The sequence below is a fragment of the Bartonella sp. PS17NMGDW genome (assembly GCF_042193555.1).
Classification (GTDB): domain Bacteria; phylum Pseudomonadota; class Alphaproteobacteria; order Rhizobiales; family Rhizobiaceae; genus Bartonella; species Bartonella grahamii.
In genome coordinates, this window is the sequence record NZ_JBHILY010000002.1 from 140,204 (window position 1) to 159,713 (window position 19,510).

General features: G+C 37.8%; 10 protein-coding genes. 5 read left to right on the forward strand and 5 right to left on the reverse strand.

Features of this window, described 5'->3' with window-relative positions; translation table 11 throughout:
* The first annotated feature begins 256 nt into the window (after positions 1-256).
* From ACFIJK_RS02065 to trxA, 5 genes are all read left to right on the forward strand, one after another.
* Entirely contained in the window at positions 257-1,918 is a 1,662-nt protein-coding gene (locus ACFIJK_RS02065) for a lysine--tRNA ligase (RefSeq protein WP_375625501.1), read from the forward strand.
* Complete coding sequence (locus ACFIJK_RS02070) at positions 1,918-3,492, forward strand: peptide chain release factor 3 (protein WP_375626150.1); 1,575 nt, start codon at positions 1,918-1,920, stop codon at positions 3,490-3,492. Before ACFIJK_RS02065 ends, ACFIJK_RS02070 begins: the two co-directional genes overlap by 1 nt.
* Before the next feature lie 900 nt (positions 3,493-4,392).
* Positions 4,393-7,512 carry a double-strand break repair protein AddB gene (gene addB, locus ACFIJK_RS02075; RefSeq protein ID WP_375626152.1) on the forward strand — a complete coding sequence of 1,040 codons (3,120 nt, stop codon included), beginning with the start codon at positions 4,393-4,395 and terminating at the stop codon, positions 7,510-7,512.
* Positions 7,513-7,514: 2 nt separating this feature from the next.
* The gene (addA, locus tag ACFIJK_RS02080; protein ID WP_375626154.1) at positions 7,515-10,991 is read left to right on the forward strand and encodes a double-strand break repair helicase AddA; all 3,477 of its coding nucleotides are present in this window, start codon (positions 7,515-7,517) and stop codon (positions 10,989-10,991) included.
* Positions 10,992-11,166: 175 nt separating this feature from the next.
* Entirely contained in the window at positions 11,167-11,490 is a 324-nt protein-coding gene (trxA, locus tag ACFIJK_RS02085) for a thioredoxin (protein ID WP_012754458.1), read from the forward strand.
* A gap of 517 nt (positions 11,491-12,007) precedes the next feature.
* Here trxA and tsaE read toward each other — a convergent pair.
* The 5 genes from tsaE to ACFIJK_RS02110 all read right to left on the reverse strand — a co-directional run bounded on the left by tsaE (position 12,008) and on the right by ACFIJK_RS02110 (position 19,506).
* Positions 12,008-12,478 (reverse strand): tRNA (adenosine(37)-N6)-threonylcarbamoyltransferase complex ATPase subunit type 1 TsaE, encoded by a 471-nt coding sequence (gene tsaE / locus ACFIJK_RS02090; protein ID WP_375626156.1) that lies wholly within the window; start codon positions 12,476-12,478, stop codon positions 12,008-12,010.
* Between the two features lie 51 nt (positions 12,479-12,529).
* On the reverse strand, positions 12,530-14,995 hold the full coding sequence (locus ACFIJK_RS02095) for a PAS-domain containing protein (protein WP_375626158.1): 2,466 nt from the start codon (positions 14,993-14,995) through the stop codon (positions 12,530-12,532).
* Between the two features lie 33 nt (positions 14,996-15,028).
* The gene (gene ahcY / locus ACFIJK_RS02100) at positions 15,029-16,426 is read right to left on the reverse strand and encodes an adenosylhomocysteinase (protein ID WP_375626161.1); all 1,398 of its coding nucleotides are present in this window, start codon (positions 16,424-16,426) and stop codon (positions 15,029-15,031) included.
* Between the two features lie 718 nt (positions 16,427-17,144).
* Positions 17,145-18,143 (reverse strand): complex I NDUFA9 subunit family protein, encoded by a 999-nt coding sequence (locus tag ACFIJK_RS02105; RefSeq protein ID WP_375626163.1) that lies wholly within the window; start codon positions 18,141-18,143, stop codon positions 17,145-17,147.
* Between the two features lie 43 nt (positions 18,144-18,186).
* Complete coding sequence (locus ACFIJK_RS02110) at positions 18,187-19,506, reverse strand: bifunctional folylpolyglutamate synthase/dihydrofolate synthase (protein WP_375626165.1); 1,320 nt, start codon at positions 19,504-19,506, stop codon at positions 18,187-18,189.
* Between the last annotated feature and the right edge of the window lie 4 nt (positions 19,507-19,510).

Here is a 19,510-nt window from a genome sequence, read left to right on the forward strand (position 1 = left end):
GCTAATAAATATAATAAGCAAAACCCATGATAATAATAGCAATGAAGGCTTCGATAATCAAAACAAGTCAATTTTGCTTTATAATATTGAATGTTTTTGATTTTTATCAGAACAAAATATGTTTATAGCGAGGGCGGTTTTTGTATTGTGACTTAAGAGTATAAAGAAATTTTCATCTTTTTGCTTGCTATTATTGACGAATAAATTCAAGAACCATACACCCTATTTTGAAAGAGTGTAATTTTTAGGACAAATAATGATGCGTGATCAGTGTGATACCCTTAACCTTACGCCTGAATTAAAAGATGCAGCTTCTCAATCGAGAACTTGGCCATTTGAAGAAGCACGTAAGATTATCAAACGGTATGAAAAGACGGGTTATCCAGACAGTGTGATATTTGAAACAGGTTATGGCCCTTCTGGTTTACCGCATATTGGAACTTTTGGGGAAGTTGCACGTACAACCATGGTGCGTCATGCATTTCATATTCTTACGGAGAATAAAGTAAAAACAAAATTGCTTTGTTTTTCTGATGATATGGATGGTTTGCGCAAGATTCCTGAGAATGTGCCTGATCGCGAAAGGATGGAACATTATCTTGGTCAACCGTTGAGCCGTGTACCGGACCCTTTTGGAGATGATTATCCTTCTTTTGGGGCAGCGAATAATGCCCGGTTACGGGCTTTCCTTGATCGTTTTGGTTTTGATTATGAATTTGCAAGTGCTACGGATTATTACAGTTCCAGTCGTTTTGATGAAACGCTTTTGAAAATTCTTGCCTGTTATGACAAGGTTATGGCAATTATTTTACCAACATTAGGTGAAGAGCGGCAAGCGACCTATTCACTCTTTCTACCGATTTCTCCCTTTTCTGGAAAAGTATTACAGGTACCGATGATTGCGCGTAATGTTGAAAAAGGTACAGTTACTTATATTGAGCCAGAAACAGGAGAAACCATAGAAACAGAGGTTACAGGGGGCAAGGTTAAGTGTCAGTGGAAGGTAGATTGGGCAATGCGTTGGACAGCGCTTGGCATTGATTATGAAATGGCAGGAAAAGACCTTATTGATTCCACAAATCTTTCTTCTAAAATTTGTAAAGTATTAGGTGGAAAGCCCCCAGAAGGATTCAACTATGAGCTCTTTTTAGATGAGAAAGGGCAGAAAATTTCCAAATCCAAGGGAAATGGCTTAACCATTGATGAATGGCTTACTTATGCTCCAACAGAGAGTTTAGGGCTTTATATGTTTTCAAAGCCTAAAACAGCAAAAAGGCTTTATTTTGATGTCATTCCTAAAGCGGTTGATGAATACTATGCGCATCTTTCAGCCTATGGTCGCCAAGAATGGAAAGAGCGTCTGAATAATCCTGTATGGCATATTCATAATGGTTGTCCACCGCAGGTTGATTTGCCTGTATCCTTTGCGATGCTCCTAAATTTGGTAAGTGCTTCAAATGCGGAGAATGCAGAAGTTCTTTGGGGTTTTATTTCTCGTTACGCTAAAGGAGCAAATGCACAAACTTATCCAGAACTTGATCAATTGGTGAAGTTTGCTATTAAATATTTTGATGTTTTTGTTAAACCAAACAAGAAATTTCGTATACCAGATGATAGCGAACGAGCAACATTAGCACAAATTGAGGAAAAATTAGCTAATTTACCTGAAACTATTGATGGCAACATGTTACAAAATATGCTTCTTGATGTTGCACGATTAACGGAACGTTATCAAGATCATAGCAAAAAAAGCCCTGAAGGTGGGCCTGGTGTTTCCAATGTTTTTTTTCAAATGTTGTATGAAGTCCTTCTTGGACAAGAGCGAGGTCCACGATGGGGATCATTTATAGCGCTTTATGGGATTAATGAAATGCGTGCACTGATTGCTGAAACACTTGCACGGCCGACGGAGGAATAATGGAACGAAGAGTGCAGGAAGTAAAGCGACGCCGTACATTTGCAATTATTGCTCACCCAGATGCGGGGAAAACAACATTAACAGAAAAGCTTTTATTGTTTGGTGGTGCTATTCAACTTGCAGGAGAAGTAAAAGCCAAAAAAGATCGTATTCAAACCCGTTCTGATTGGATGAATATTGAGCGTGATCGTGGTATTTCCGTTGTGACTTCGGTGATGACGTTTGAATATGAAAATCATATTTTTAATCTCCTAGATACTCCAGGACATGAGGACTTTGCGGACGATACCTATCGCACTCTCACAGCTGTTGATAGTGCTATCATGGTATTGGATGGGGCACGCGGAATTGAGCCAAGAACACTGAAATTGTTTGAAGTATGTCGGATGCGGGATATTCCTATTGTTACGTTTATCAATAAAATGGATCGTGAGGCACGTGATCCTATAGAGCTTTTAGATGAAATTGAAGAAAAGCTTGCTCTTGATACTGCGCCTATAACATGGCCAATTGGTACGGGTAAAGATTTTGTTGGTACCTATGACCTTCATCATAATCGTTTTCGTCAAAAAGATGATGAGATAACACAGCGGATAGTTTCAAATCCCAGAGAGGTTGTCCATTTACTCCCTGAATATCAACATTCAACTTTTATTGAAGGGGTAGAACTCGCTCAAAGTGTTTGCAAGAATTTTGATCTTCAAGCTTTCCGTGAAGGTCATATGACTCCGGTTTATTTTGGTTCAGCTTTGCGAAATTTTGGTGTTCGTGATTTGATCAATGCGCTTATTGATTTTGGTCAAAGTCCTCGTGATCAAAGTGCAGATCAGCGCAATGTCATAGCCATGGAACCTAAAATGACGGGATTTGTTTTTAAAATTCAAGCGAATATGGACCCTAATCATCGTGATCGTATTGCATTTTTTCGGGTATGTTCGGGAACACTTGAACGTGGTATGAAAACAAAGTTGGTTCGAACAGGAAAACCGATGACACTTTCGGCTCCACAATTTTTCTTTGCGCGTTCACGCCAAATTGCTGACCAAGCCTATGCCGGTGATATCGTAGGGATTCCTAATCATGGAACATTGCGTATTGGCGATACTTTGACTGAAGGAGAAGATATCCTCTTTAAGGGAGTACCAAATTTTGCACCAGAGATTTTGCGTCGTGTTTGTTTGGGCGATCCAATGAAAGCAAAAAAGCTCAAAGAAGCTTTGCAACAAATGGCTGAAGAAGGGGTTGTACAATTGTTTATTCCTGATGATGGGTCGCCTTCTCTCATTGGTGTTATTGGTGCCTTGCAAATTGATGTTTTAACGGAACGACTTAAGGTGGAATATTCTCTGCCGGTAAGTTTTGAATCAGCGCGCTTTAATTTATGCCGTTGGATTTCAGCGCAGAGCAAAGATGAGTTGCAAAAGTTTCTCAGCAATCACCGCTCTGCTATTGCGTATGATTTAGAAGGTGATCCAGTTTTTTTAGCAGAAAATCATTTTTCATTGAATTATGAAGCAGAGCGGGCACCGAAAATAAAATTTGCAGCTTTTAAGGATTATCAAGTACGCTCTTAAAATAAAGAAAAATATTTTCTACAATAATTTGATTTATAATGATAATTTATCGTTTTTCATATTGAAACAATCAAAATCATTTGTTTTCACGTCATAAGTAGGATTGGTGTGTGCGTAAAAACACTTGAAGCAAGAAATACAAAGCCTCTTATAAATTTTCTCTATAGCCAAGAGCTTTCAAAATATTGGGCGAGGGTAAAAAAGTGATTATGGTGGTTTGTAGCGTTATGATGTAACGATGGTGGTGTGTGATGTATCTTATCCCATTCACGGAAGTTTACATTATACTATTCATTTATATTATTATGGGACGACATTACGAGGTAAGCTCAAGTACAATGAAAGATGTCTATTTAAAAACAAACATATAAAATTGCAACATAATGATATTTTTGGGCATTCTATTTTGCATAAGGGATGTGATCCTAGCAAGATAGAGGCTTGCACGATAAACTTTTGCAAAACTCTCTCCATAAAAGTAATCTATTTTCGCTGTTAAAGGTAGACATATTATTTTTTTCTGAAAATGGTGGGGTATGTAAAGGATATTTTCAGATTGCACTGTATAAAGAATACGGTAAATTTATTATATTCAAAGAGCTGCAATGCATTGGTACCCCTAGCACCTTTTAAAACTTTAATATTTATTTTTATATTACCTATTTGAGTTAGAGAATAAACTGTAGCCAATTCTACGTTGAAAAATATCAGAAAAATTTTATATATTTTTTCGCGATGATTTAAGACATATAATTTACTTCAATATTTTTTTAAATTTAAACTAAAAAATCTGCTGTATAAATATAGCTTTTCAGTTTTTCCTTGTATAAATATTGTATACAGTCAAAATAATACAAATAATCAATAAGCTGAAATTTGTTATCCCAAATATGAGATCATATGACCTATAAACCGCGTGTCTTTTCTATTTCTCCGGGAACTGCTTTTTTGCCTCACTTTGTTGATGCACTACTTTCTGGTAGCCTTATTGATAATTTCGCTTCCAGTGGAGATATTCAAACTGCCCTTGCTGATAGCCTTATTTATGTTCCAACACGTCGTGCTGCTCGCGCTTTGCGTTTAGCTTTTGTTGAAAGAAGTGATACACAATCAACATTTTTGCCAACCATTCGTGCTCTAGGAGATGTAGATGAAGACAGTTTCCTTTTTGTTGAAAATCATACCAGCGCTCTCGATCCGCCTATTGGAGAAAGCGAACGTCTTTTACTTTTAGCGCGCCTTATCCGTCCATGGCGTGAAAATTTGCCTGCGCATCTGCGTGCCATGTTTGGTACAGAAGATGTGCTTATTCCGGCTCATAGTGCTGATGCTATTTGGCTCGCGCAAGATTTAGCACATTTGATGGACGAAATTGAAACAGAAGGAGCAGACTGGTCAAAACTTAAAAATATTGCATCTGATATGGTCGCTGAATGGTGGCAAATAACGCTCGATTTCTTGACTATTGTTACGCAAAATTGGCCAAAAATCTTGACAGAAAGACAACGAAGTAATCCCGCGGAATGGCGTAATCAAGCACTCACAATGCATGCAGAAACTTTACGACGTATGCCGCCTGATAAACCGGTCATTGCAGCTGGTGTATCAGGTTCTATGCCCGCAGTTTCTCATCTTTTAAAGGTTATCGCTTCTCTACCAAAGGGGGCTGTTGTTCTTCCTGGCCTTGATCTTCATATGGATGAAGAACAATGGAATGCACTAAGCACAAGCAATGAAGAAAAAACAGCTTGTGATTTTTTTGATCTTGCAGAAAATGTTTTTAGCCATCCTCAATATCATTTAAAAAAACTTCTAACTCTCATGGAGTGTCAACGTCATCATGTTTGCGAAATTGGCCAACAAAGTATAACAAAGAAAAAACGAATGGCTCTTTTATCAGAAGCACTCCGACCAGCTTCTACAACAGATAAATGGGTACAAATTGTCCGTAACGATTATGAAAATCTTTGTGCAGATTGGTCATTTATTGAAGCTATAAATGAACGTGAAGAAGCTCTCGCGATTGCTGTTACCTTACGCAAAGCTATTGAAGAACCTCAAAAAACTGCAGCCCTTATTACAAACGACCGTAATTTAGCACGCCGTGTTGTTGTGGAATTACAGCGATTTGGAATTGAAGCAAATGATTCAGGCGGAATACCACTTGCACAAACATTGCCTGTAACTCTCTTACGACTTATCTTAGAAAATGTGTTGCAACCCGATGATCCCATTGCTTTTCTTTCTCTTCTTAAACATCCACTGACAACACTCCAACAAAACCGTCATCGTTTACGGGAAATGGCAGAAAATTTTGAACTTTTTGTTCTTCGAGGGAATACAGGACGCATCAATCTTTGCGAATGTGATCAATTTCTTGAAAAATGGATTGAAACGCACTTTCATAATAGTTCTGAAATCAACGCTCTTGATCAGCAGAAATGTGAAGAAGCACGTTTCCTTTGTCATCTTTTGAGGAAAGCTGTTGAACCTTTAACATCTCTTATGAAAAAAGAGAAAGAATGTACCATCAACGAAGCTGCGATAGCAACTGTTGAGGTTTTTGAAAATTTTGGGCGCAATGAGAATAATTCTCTTGCACATCTTTATCAACACGAAGCAGGACAAACCCTATCAAAATTTTTACGTGAATTGGTCAGTGATCAATCCGGATTAACATTTCATCTTTGCGAATGGCCCGCTATGTTTTCTGCCATAATAGCAACCCGTTCTGTCACACCTTCGCCTGGAGGACATCCACGTTTATTCATCTGGGGTACGTTGGAATCACGTTTGCAAACAGTTGATACAGTGGTCATCGGCGGTCTTAATGAAGGGTCATGGCCGATATCAACCCGAAATGATGCTTTTTTATCGCGACCGATGAAAATGATGTTAACTCTGGAACCACCAGAGCAGCGTATTGGTCTTTCCGCGCATGATTTTCAATGGGCGATGGGAATGGATAAAGTGGTGATGAGTCGCGCATTGCGCGTTAATCATACGCCTTCCATTCCTTCACGCTGGCTACAACGCATGGAAACAGTTGTAGGAAAACAGGTTTGGGAACAAATCCGTGAACGAGGTGAAATACTACGCCATTGGGCAAAGATGCTTGATCATACAAGCATAACTTCTGAGGTGGAACGTCCTTGCCCTGCTCCGCCTCTTGATATACGCCCGCGTCATTTTTCAGTTACTGAAATAGAAACATTACGATATGATCCCTATGCTATTTATGCTAAAAAAATCTTACGGCTCAAACCACTTAAAGAACTTATTCATGATCCTAGCGCTTCAGAACGTGGAACACTTTATCACGCTATTCTTGCAGCCTTTTGCACACAAATAAAAAATCCAAATGATGCAAATGCACTCAATGTACTGCTTTCTATTGGACGTAAAGAGTTTGATAAATTCAATTTTCCACCCGATATTGAAGTAATTTGGTGGAATAGTTTTGAAAATCTTGCTCCACGCTTTATTCAATGGGAACAAAGTTTAGGACTGCGAGAGCGATATTCGGAAGTGGTATCACAAAAAATTCCTATAGGAACAACAGGAGTAACCCTTTCAGGACGTGCTGATCGTCTTGATGTTTTGCCAGATAAAACGGTTGAAATTCTAGATTTCAAAACCGGAACCCCTCCTTCATCAAAACAAGTTCGTGAATTATTATTTCCGCAATTGGCTTTAGAAACAGCTTTACTCATACAAGGGGGCTTCCCAGATTTTCAAGATTTTACCCCCTCAAATTTATTTTACATTCCTCTTAACAAAAAAGGTGAAATTAAATCCCAATCAATTCTTTTAAAGAAAAAAGACGGAAAAACTCATCTAAGTGCTGTTGATCTTGCTGACAATGCATGGGAAAATCTTATCGCACTCATAACTTATTATAAAAATCCACAACAAGGTTATCTTTCACATGCTGTCCCCATGTCAAAACGATATGAAGGTGACTACGACCATTTGGCTCGGTTGTGGGAATGGTCAAGTGGTTTTCATAAAGAAGAGTAATCATGACGTTTTTTTCTATTCCTGAAGCCGCTCTTGATGCACAAGCAACAGCAACACATCCCCAAAAAAACGTGTGGGTTTCTGCAAATGCTGGATCTGGAAAAACCCACGTTTTAAGTGAACGTGTTATCCGTTTGCTTTTAAACGGTACGCCTCCAGCACGTATTTTATGCCTTACTTATACAAGAGCTGCTGCTGCTGTTATGCAATCACGAATTTTTCGCACGCTTTCCAGTTGGAATGAACTCGATGATGCACAGCTGCAAGAAACCTTAACACGGTTTGAAAAAAAACCTGTTAATGCGCAAAAACTAACTTATGCACGACAACTCTTCGCGCGTGCTCTCGAAACGCCTGGTGGCTTAAAAATCCAAACGATTCATGCTTTTTGTGAATCTCTCTTGCATCAATTTATGTTAGAAGCCAATATTGCAGGGCATTTTGAACTTCCCGATGATATCAGTCGAAAAAAATTACGACAAGAATCTCGTCGTCAACTTTTAGCCCGTCGTGATGTACAACCTGCTTTGCAACAGTTACTTCAAGTTATTAGCGAACATACTTTTAACCAATTGCTTTATGAGGCAGTTGAAAAGCAACATAAATTGTCTGATTTTTTATCTTCTCTTTTATCTGAAAATGGAGAAGAAAAATTGCGCGCGCTTTTTAACTTAGCGCCCAATGAAACAAATCAATATCTGCTGGAACAAATTAAACAAACAGCGCGCCTTCCTCTTTATGCTCTTAAGCATTGTGAAATCAATGGTAGTCAAAGCTTTAAGGATATGGTGGAAAAACTTTCCCAATTAGAAAAGGTGCATGATGAGACAAATATTCTCAATATTATTTCTGATATTTATTTTACAACAAAAGGTGAGCCGCGTAATTTTTCACATTTATCTCGTAAAAAATCAGATGAAATTTGGCCTTTTATTCAACAAATGCTTGAAGATAAACAAAAAAAGCTTTCTATTCTTTTAGAGAAATATCAATGCGCAAAAGTTGCTACTCTCAATATGGCTGCTTTTCAGTTATGTGCTGTTTATCTCAAAATCTATACGAATCTAAAAAAGGCCAATGGCTTCTTAGACTTTGACGACCTTATTGAGCGTACACTTCATTTGTTACAGCGTAAAGGTGCAAGCCAATGGGTTCATTATAAACTTGATCGTGGGCTTGATCACATTCTACTTGATGAAGCACAAGACACTAATCCTGAGCAATGGCAAATTATTCAACTGTTGGCACAAGAGTTTTTCTCAGGTTATAGCCAACGAACAAATATACGGACTCTTTTTGCTGTTGGAGATGAAAAGCAATCTATTTATTCTTTTCAAGGCGCAGCTCCAGAAAATTTTGCTGAAAATGGACGAATCATTCAAAAAAAAGTGCAGCAAACCAATCAACAATTTGAAAAAATACAACTGCATTACTCTTTTCGCTCTACAGCGGATGTTCTTAAAAGCGTTGATATTGTTTTTGAAACACCAGAAAACTATAAAGGACTTTCGGCAGAAAATACAAAAACGGTGCATGAAGCTATTCGTGTTCATAGTCCCGGTGAAGTTGTTATATGGGATGCAATTTCCCAAGAGACGAGTGAATTTCCTCATGATTGGCATTTAAGCGTTGATCATTTAGATACCCCTGAAGTTCGTTTAGCAGAAAAAATTGCTGAAACTATTGCCAACTGGTTACAAAAAGGTGAAATGCTTCCAGCAAAAGGACGCTTAATACGGGCAAGTGATATTATGATATTGGTTCGTAAACGTGATCAATTTGTCTCAGCTCTTACCCGTGCTTTTAAACACCGCAATATTCCCGTAGCAGGGGCTGATCGTTTACAGCTTACCAAACATATTAGTATCCGTGATTTAATGGCGCTTGCACGTTTTGTTTTGCAGCCACAAGATGATCTTTCTCTTGCTTGTGTTTTAAAAAGCCCCCTTTTTGCTCTTAGTGAAGAGGAACTCTATCAGCTTGCTGCACACCGCACCGGCTCTCTTTGGCAAAGCTTATGTACGCACGCATCATCGCAGATATCTTTTAAAGATGCTTTTGAAAAGCTAAACCATTATCGCGCTTTAGTGGATAAAATACCGGTTTTCGAGTTTTATAGCTATATTTTGAATAATGATAAGGGAAGACAAAAAATTCTGTCTCGTTTAGGATCTGAAGCAAATGATGTGCTCGATGCTTTTATGGATTATACGCTCACTATTCAAAAAACAGGATTACCAGGATTACAAGCTTTTTTAGAAACATTAAGTGCAAGTGAACCAGAAATTAAACGTGAATTTGAACAAAATAATGAAGAAATCCGCATTATGACTGTTCATGCTGCAAAAGGACTAGAGGCTGCTATTGTGTTTTTAGTTGATCCTGGTAGTGCGATTTGGCATCCTCAGCATGCGCCTCACTTGCTTAAAGTTCCTTTAAACAATGCACAATGGAACGGAAAACAAACCTTTATTTGGCGTCCCAATGAAAAGTTTGATACAAAACTCTCTAAACAAGCAATTTCACACTTAAAAGAGCGTGCAGAAGAAGAATATAGGCGCCTTCTTTATGTAGGAATGACCCGCGCTGAGGATCGCTTGTTTATTTGTGGATATAAAGGACAGAAAACGCCATCTCATACATGGTTACAACTGGTAAAAAAAGCCCTTGAACCGCATGCTCTTGCTATAAAAGATTCTGCGGAAGATATTGCAGCTTGGCGTTATTGTATTACACCTCCTTCTTCTGCTTCTATAAACCCAAAAGTCCCTTGCGCTGAATGCCAAACCTTACCACCTTTGCCTGCTTTTTTCTCCCATAAAGTACCAGAAGAGCCAGTGCTACCAAAACCGTTAAAACCCTCAGTCGCGAGCCTTGCCATTGAAGCTGATACAGAGCTGTCCTCAAGTCCAAAACAGCTTACCATCTCCCCTGTTTTAGGAGAAACAAACACTAACAGAGCTTTTTTCATTGAATATGGTAATATCGTTCACCGATTATTACAATATTTACCCGATTACCCCCCCAAAAAACGTCGAGACTATGCTCGAAACTATCTCAATATCAAAGCCTCTCATTGGTATAAGAGCCAAAGAGAAGATGCTCTTCGCCATGTTTGGAAAATATTAGATCATGTTTACCTCAAGCCCCTTTTTTCTGAGCATTCACGTGCTGAGGTTTCCTTAATGGGTATTGTAAAAATTCGTGGAAAAGAACACGCAATTTCTGGTCAAATTGACCGTCTCTACATCACGCAAAACAGCATCATCTTTGCCGATTTTAAAACAGGAACCCCGCCAGAAAATGAAGCTGCTATTGCTTCCCATCACTGGTTGCAAATGGCTCTTTACCGAAAATTATTACAAGCTATTCATCCTGATAAAGATATCCAAGCTCTGCTTATCTACAGTAAAGAAGCCAAAATTTTTAAGCTTTCTCCAGAAAAACTCGAGGCGTTTCTTGGTGAAGTTGCCTTATAAGTTATTCCTTTCCTTCAAAGTATCCTTACGCTTTTTTACTTTTATAAAATCGCCCAAACAAACATAATGCACAATCTCTGGTGTAAAAAAGTCCTTTAATAATTTATCTTTGCAATAACTTGATATGAATTGTTATCATACCAATCTATAAAGAGTGAATATAAAGGATAAATCAATGACGTGTATAAAAGTTGATAAGGACAATTTCGAAAGTGAAGTTCTAACCTCTTCCACCCCTGTTGTGGTTGATTTTTGGGCAGAATGGTGTGGACCTTGCAAAATGATTGCTCCAATTTTGGATGAAATTTCAATGGAAATGCAAAATCAAGTTAAAATTGCTAAGGTAAATATTGATGAAAATCCGGAACTGGCTACCCAATACGGAGTACGTTCTATCCCTACATTATTAATGTTTAAAAATGGAAATATTTCATCGAATATGGTTGGTGCTACCTCTAAAGGACGTCTTTCTGAATGGATAAAAGATGGGCTTAGTTAATTCCACATATAATCACTATAAAGGAGAGAAGCTTTGTCTCTCCTTTTGATTTTTTAAACATTCTTTTTTGCATTATATTATAATAAAAAGATAATAAAATCAAAATGTTAAATGAATTTAAGAATTCGTACTTTTATGCATGATTCAATTGACTATTTTTTATAAAAAATTGCCCTGTATGAAGAATATAGGCAATTCTTTCCTTATATGCGCGTCAAAAATATTGGGTGAATGATAATTTCATAAAGGTATTTTCTTCTTGAATAAGACTATAGAGATAGATAGTGCTTTCAACACATAAAAAGGCAATATCAATCTAGAAATAAGGAGATTTTTGTTTGGAGTCCTTTGCAATTTATGTCATTGTTATATAAAAGAGCCAGTATTTCATCTCATCTTCATAGTTGATTACATCCATGAGGGACTTCTTTATGTTGTTCATCATCTCAAATTTCGGTACGTATTGAGGTATTATCAATTAAAAAATGATGATGTTCATGCTCATGTCGATGTTTTTTTAAAATGTACGAATTGCAAAAGACTGTTGCAAACGTTCAATGGAATGTTGTGCTGATCTGAGTGTTACATGACGCCCATGTTCTTTATAGTGTAAGGTGAGTGCAAAAGTGGCGAGTTCTAAAAGAGCTGTATTTCTTTCTGGCCATTCAACAAGTAAAATATTTTTCTCACGAGCTTCATGAAGCCCTAATTCATCAATTTCTTCTGCCATAGAAAGGCGGTAAAGATCAGCATGAATAATTTCAAACTGTGGAAGTTGATAGCTTTGCACAAGAGTAAAAGTAGGGCTTGGAACATCCATAGTATTATCGTTCGCAAGTGTTTGGATGATTGTACGTGCAATAGTTGATTTTCCAGTCCCAAGATCTCCTTGCAGCGTTACAAGATCCCCCGGCTTTAAAGAAAGGGTTAAATGTTGTGCAAAAAGCTTTGTTGCCTCTTCATTTTCAAGAAAAAAACTAAAGTTCATTAAGGGTTCCATGAAATGGATGAAAAATTTTTGTTATAATAAAGATTGAAATTAAAAAATCTTATCTCCTTTGGGAAGTGGGAAAAAACATTTAACTGTTGTTCCTTTTCCAGAACCGGTAAGAATCTCAACATGTCCACCGTGTAGTTCAACGAAACTCTTCACAAGGGAAAGGCCAAGACCCGCTCCTGCACGCCCGCCATGGTGTGAATGAGAAGAAAAACGTTTAAAAATACGATCAAGGACGTCTTTTGGAATATCAGAGCCTTCATTGTGAACGCTAAAGACAATATTATCATCTTGTTCATCAACGCAAAATTCAATAGTGCTCGCCTCCGTTGCAAAATTAATAGCATTACTCAGCACATTCACAAAAATTTGATGCAAGCGTTTTTCGTCAGCAGAAATGGAATTTAAGGAAGGAGAAATTTGTTGTAAAAGCGTAATATGGCGTCCATTAAGGCGATCTTCTATACGTGCTACTGCTTGTATCATAGCATCTGCAATATTAACCGATTTTATGTCCAACTCCATAATGCCTGCATCAAGGGTAGCAAGATCAAGAATATCGTTAACAATATTTAAAAGAGTTCCTGATTCTGAATGAATATGCCCAAGATATTCTTGTTGACGTTTATTGATAGAGCCGAAAATTTGATCACGTAAAATATCCGAAAATCCAATAATATTGGTGAGAGGTGTACGCAATTCATAGGAAACATGTTGGACAAATTCATTACGCAAACGATCAGCACTTTCTAATGCTTCATTTCTTTCTTGAAGAGCACGCGCAACATGGACAGTGTCTGTAACATTCACAAAAGTAAGCATTGTTTGTCCATCGGGAAGAGGAACCAGAGTATAGTCAATAATCATATCATTTTTAAGATCTATACGACCTGAATATGTTTCACGTTTTTCAGCAAAACCGGTAATGAATTTGGTAAATTGATCCCATTCTTGTCCTAAGATTAAGGCTGAACAATGGCTTTGTAACTGTGTAATATGGGTCCCTTCTACCAGTAAATTATAAGGAAGCGACCACAATTTCGACAAGGCAGGATTCGATAAACGAAGGCGTCCATCAGTACCAAAAACAACCACGCCTTCGGAAAGTTTATCAAGTGTTTCACCTTGTATTTTAATAAGTGTATTATAACGGCGTTCAAGATCAATTTTTTCTGTAAGGTTTTCGTAAAGCCAAGTGACACCTCCTTGTGGATGAGGGTTCGAGATAACACGCACCGTACGCCCATCTGGAAGATTCCAAATTTGTTGGTTCGATTCTGTTTGTCGATAGGCTTTAAAAAGTTCTTCTTTCCATGCGCGCCAATCGGGGTGTTCAGCAATGAGCCCTTTTTCACGTAGACGTTCAAGAAATAATGTATGGCTTGGTTCACTTTCTAAAAAGGAAGTCTCCAACGGCCATAAAACTTTAAAAGCATGATTACAGAATTTTAATTTTTGGTTTGTATCAAAAATAGCTACAGCTGTTGAAATTTGGTCAAGTGTTTCACAATGGCTTTGAAGAACATAACGTAATTCATGAGCAAGATTTTCATATGCGCTGTCATCACGCGCAAAAGCTGCCATCCCTTCGGCTGTTGTAATACGTGTGAGATGAAAACGATGTCGTTCTCCATCAATAACTGTGTGAACATGTTCTTGAAAAATTGTTTCTATTTCATCTGTTTTGCGTTGTGTATTTTCATTGAAAAGATCCCCCACTTCATCACTGCCTTCACGAAAGTCTGTCATTTCTCTAAAGGCGCGATTGATAAAACAAACTTTTCCTTCACAATCTTTTATCCATACGGGCTCTTGAATAAGATCAAGAAGATTACGCTGCATTCTCAGTTCAGTAAGAAGGCGGGCGATATCTTTCTGTAAACGAGCATTTTCACTCTGTTGTTTTGAGATATCTTGAAAACGAGCAATAGCGACTGTTCCTGCGATGACGCCTGTAACTTGTAGCAGTACATTGTTTGTGGTGGTGATAGAAAGATCAAAAGAGTGACATTTACAACGTAGTTGAGTCAATGCATAATCAAGTTCTCGCAGAGAATTTTCTTCAACCCAGAGCTCAAAACGCTGAAAATCTTTCTGATCGATTCCTATTTTTTGCAATGCAGAAAGGGCACCAACGACACGGGGTAAGGTTGTTGGATTTTCCCAAATAAGAAGGAATTGCTCGGTTTCTTCCAGAAGCCATTCATAATATTTAAGTTTTTCAGAAAAATTTGCCTGAATTATCTTCAAAGGCTTCTGTGCAGTTTTTTTTGCACACATAATAACAGCTAGACACGTGAGAAGTGAAGCACAAGAAATTCCTCCACACAGCGCTAAAAGCAGCCATGGACCATCTAGTAAAGTGAAGAAAAATGGTAAATAACCTTCCAATGACTGAGCAACAGCGCATGTTGGAGAAAAAAAGAAAAAAAGGCAAAATATATACGCATAGATTCGAATCATTTTTTGAGCTTTTTCTTTGGGGTTATAGTCACCAAAGCTGCGCACGACATCTTACCCTTTTTTAACCCAAGGAAATGTTTAGTAACGGTAATGGTTTGGTTTATAAGGTCCTTGTGGTGTGACTCCAATATAAGCGGCTTGTTCTTCTGATAAAACACTTAATTTTATTCCTAACCGATCAAGATGTAGACGTGCAACTTTTTCATCAAGATGTTTAGGCAAAACAGTGACTTCATTTGTATAGTGTTCTGTACGGGTAAAAAGTTCAATTTGCGCTAAAACTTGATTAGTAAACGAGGCTGACATGACAAAAGAGGGATGCCCAGTCGCATTCCCGAGGTTTAACAAACGCCCTTCAGAGAGCAAAATGATGCGTTTTCCATCGGGAAAGGTGATCATATCAACTTGTGGTTTAATATTTGTCCATGGCAAATTTCTAAGGGCTGCGACTTGGATTTCGTTATCAAAATGACCAATATTCCCAAGAATACACATATCCTTTACTTGTCGCATATGGTCTAAACGAACAACATCTTTATTGCCTGTTGTCGTGATGATAATATCAGCACTGGAAGCAGCATCATCCAAATTAACAACTTCATAGCCATCCATAGCTGCTTGAAGAGCGCAAATAGGATCAATTTCTGTTACTTTAACACGAGCCCCAGCACCAGAAAGAGATGCTGCTGAACCTTTTCCTACGTCACCATAACCACAGACAATGGCAGTTTTACCAGCGATCATCACGTCTGTTCCACGTCGAATACCATCGACCAATGATTCTTTACATCCATATTTATTATCAAACTTTGATTTAGTGACGCTATCATTGACATTAATAGCAGGAAAAGGCAAAAGCCCTTCTTTTTGTAACTGATAAAGACGGTTTACACCTGTTGTGGTTTCTTCGCTTACACCTTTAATTGCTGCGCGCTGTCGTGTAAAAAATCCTGGCGTTGCATCCATACGCTTTTGTATTTGTTTGAAAAAAATTTCTTCTTCTTCTGTTTTGGGATGCGATAGGATATCTTTATTTTGTTCTGCACGACTTCCCATTAAAATATAGTTTGTGGCATCAGCGCCATCATCTAAAATAAGATTGGAAGGATTACCATCTGGCCATTGGAAAATTGCATCTATATAAGTCCAATATTCTTCCAATGTTTCACCCTTAACGGCGAATACAGGAATACCAGTTGCGGCGATAGCTGCTGCTGCATGGTCTTGCGTAGAAAAAATATTGCTAGAGCTCCACCGTATATCGGCGCCAATTGCTTTTAATGTTTCAATTAAAACAGCTGTTTGAATTGTCATGTGCAATGAGCCAGAAATACGCGCTCCACGCAAAGGTTGATTAGAGGAAAACTCCTTGCGACAAGCCATCAAACCAGGCATTTCAGTTTCAGCAATATCAAGTTCTTTACGACCATAAGCGGCAAGTGCAATATCTTTGACAACAAAATCTTGAGCTGCCATTCTTTATTCCTTTAAAATAAGTTTTTCCAAGACGGTAGGAGAAATTAAAAAAAAATGCAAGACAAGAAGAGGACTTCCTTATGTGAAAAAGCTCTTTTAAAATCTCCATAAATTTGTGCAACAAATATGCATTTATGAATCTGAGTAATGATGTTACTGAAAGAATAAGAGATCTTCATGATAAGTCTTATTATATAAACAAAACTCTATCCTTTTCACGTAACTTTAAAGCTTTTAAAAATCTCCAGAGAGAATACCTTTTAAATAATAAAAATTGTGCATTGCTTCACAGTTTTTATATCGATTTTTTATGGGATAATATCGAAAGTAGAATACTTATATTCTACGCGCTTATGCGGTTGTTGAAAAAGGAAGTATTACCTTACTTTAATCTCATTATTAAGCTTTCTACCAAAATAATATAATGCAAAGTCATAGGTTATCATATTTATGAATAGGCAATTCAGAATCGGTTCTTTAGGATTCCAATGTTGCATCTGCTCTTGGATAAAGACAGTTTATAAGAAGTGCTTTTCTCTTGTTTTCAACGATTTTTATCAAAATACTATAGGTATACGATTAAACATTTTTTGTGATACTGAATAGAGCATTTAAAACGCAAAAACATTACTCTATTGAGCATTCTGATTTCAGAATCGCTAACAACGAGCTATAAATTATAAATCAAATAATTAACTCAGTTTTGAAAAAATTTATTCTAGACGAATAAGTTTTGCGAAAATTGACCATGTGGACGAAATCGCCAAAGATAACTTGGCAAGAATGCAGCCATTGCTCTGGGGGTAATTCCCACACCTTCTAGAGTATATCCATTCTCTATAGCCTCTTTAGAAACAATGTTATCCATTTGCAAAAAACGTATCTGATTGGCTGTTACGAGTGTTGGTACAAAAGGCAATTTACCGATAGTTCCCAAAATTCCTCCAATCAATAGACCAGCAGAAAGGGGCATGGATAGGATTGTTTTTTTACGGTGAATAATTTTGAGTATATTTTCAAGAGTATTTTGAAAGGTGATAATCTGGGGACCACCAAGATCATAATTTTTTCCCCAAGCAACCTGTCCATCTAAAGTGCGCGCGATAAACTCAGCAACGTCACCAACATACACGGGTTGCAATTTGTTTTGCCCACCCCCAAAAAGAGGCATAATTGGTAAAAAACGTGACAAATCTGCTAAGGTGTTAAAGAAACAATCCTCTGGTCCAAAGATAACGGATGGACGGATAATAATTGCTTGAGGATGCTTGTTATGAACGATTTGTTCACCCATAAACTTAACACGTGCATAAAGACATGAAGCATTCTCGTTAGCCACAAGTGCTGACATATAGATGAGTGGAATAGCAGCTTGTGCTGTTAATTCAGCAACATTGTAAGCACCATCAATTTGTGTGTTTTTAAAATTCGATTGATTTGCTTGTTTTAAGCTACCAGGTAAAAACACTGCCGCATCAGCTCCAAGCAACGCGCGTGCAACAGAAGCACGATGCTTGATATCCGTTTTAAGCATTTGGGTTTGTCCTACTTCTCCTATTTGGAGCATGTAATAAGCTTTTTGTGGACAACGAACAGCGATACGAACGCGATATCCCCGCTTAGTCAAAGTTTCAACGACATGTCGTCCTACAAAACCAGATCCGCCAAAAACAGTAACAAGTTTAGGATGTTGATAAAGTGCACAATCAAGTTGCATGATTAAAAAGTCTATCTTTCAACGCTTTTAAAATAATCGATTTTTAGCACGGAGGTGTTTTATTGTCACGCAAAATATCGCCCGCAAGATAAAGGGAACCACTAATAAGGACAATTGCCTCTTTATATTCGGCTCTAATCTTATGCAAAGCATCTTGTAGATGCGCCTGTGGAGTAGCAAAGATTCCTGCTTTTTGCGCTGATTCAGCTAATTTTATTGGAGAGATACCGGCATTATTGTTAATCAGCGGTATCGTATATATTTTATCGACAAGGTTCGCTAAGAAACGAAAATAACCAACAGCATCTTTGGTATTGAGCATACCAGCAATCATAATAATGGGACGATCTGTTTTTTTTCTCCATTGTGTAAGTTCTGCCGCAATAACTTTTCCAGCAGCAGGATTGTGACCACCGTCTAACCATAAATCAATATTAGGAGACAGTTGATCAACCAAATGTCCTTGGATAAGATGTTGCATCCGTGCGGGCCAATAGATATTTTTCAAAGCGTCATTTATGGTTTGTTCTGAAAGTTGAAAACCCGCTTGACAAACTGCTTCAAGAGATGCGCCAGCATTGGCAACTTGGTGGTCTCCAATAAGGTTAGGAAGTGAAAGATCCATGAGACCTTGATTGTTTTGAAAAACCATACGTCCATGTTCTTTATAACTTTGATAATCTTGATCAAATAGAGAATAAGGTGCTTTATTTTTATCGGCAAGGGGTATTAAAGTAGCAAGAGTTTCTTCATAATTTTGCTTCCCGATGACTACTGGAACATTTGGTTTGATAATCCCTCCTTTTTGAAAAGCGATTTGAGCAATTGTATTTCCAAGAAAGGTTTCATGATCATAATCAATGGGCATAATAAGCGATACAGCTGGTTTGTTAATGACATTGGTAGCATCAAAACGTCCTCCCAAACCAACTTCTAAAATGACAACATCAGCTGGATGTATACTAAACAGCATAAAGGCAGCGGCTGTAAAAATTTCAAAAATAGTAATCGGCTCTTGACGATTTACTTTTATAATTTCACGGATTATCTCAGCCAATTGGTTTTCTGTAACAAGTTGACCACCTCCTTTTTGACCTAACCGGCAGCGTTCATTCCAGTTGACGAGATGAGGTGAGCTATAGACATGAACGCAGTATCCTGCACTTTCTAAAAGAGCACGGCAAATTGCTGAGGCAGATCCTTTGCCATTTGTTCCAGCGATGTGAATAATAGGGGCAAGTTTTAAATGCGGATTACCAAGACGCTCTAAAAGGTGAATAATACGCTCTAAAGAAAGATCAAATTTTTTCGGATAATTTTTTAGTAAATCATCCACCACCCTTTGTATTTGGCTTTGTTGCATAAAC

What these genes read in the sequence shown, in the direction of transcription:
- ACFIJK_RS02065 (WP_375625501.1), top strand. Translation starts at nt 257, where the DNA reads ATGATGCGTGATCAGTGTGATACCCTTAACCTTACGCCTGAATTAAAA.
- ACFIJK_RS02105 (WP_375626163.1), bottom strand. Translation starts at nt 18,143, where the DNA reads ATGCAACTTGATTGTGCACTTTATCAACATCCTAAACTTGTTACTGTT.
- trxA (WP_012754458.1), top strand. Translation starts at nt 11,167, where the DNA reads ATGACGTGTATAAAAGTTGATAAGGACAATTTCGAAAGTGAAGTTCTA.
- ACFIJK_RS02070 (WP_375626150.1), top strand. Translation starts at nt 1,918, where the DNA reads ATGGAACGAAGAGTGCAGGAAGTAAAGCGACGCCGTACATTTGCAATT.
- addB (WP_375626152.1), top strand. Translation starts at nt 4,393, where the DNA reads ATGACCTATAAACCGCGTGTCTTTTCTATTTCTCCGGGAACTGCTTTT.
- addA (WP_375626154.1), top strand. Translation starts at nt 7,515, where the DNA reads ATGACGTTTTTTTCTATTCCTGAAGCCGCTCTTGATGCACAAGCAACA.
- ahcY (WP_375626161.1), bottom strand. Translation starts at nt 16,426, where the DNA reads ATGGCAGCTCAAGATTTTGTTGTCAAAGATATTGCACTTGCCGCTTAT.
- tsaE (WP_375626156.1), bottom strand. Translation starts at nt 12,478, where the DNA reads ATGAACTTTAGTTTTTTTCTTGAAAATGAAGAGGCAACAAAGCTTTTT.
- ACFIJK_RS02110 (WP_375626165.1), bottom strand. Translation starts at nt 19,506, where the DNA reads ATGCAACAAAGCCAAATACAAAGGGTGGTGGATGATTTACTAAAAAAT.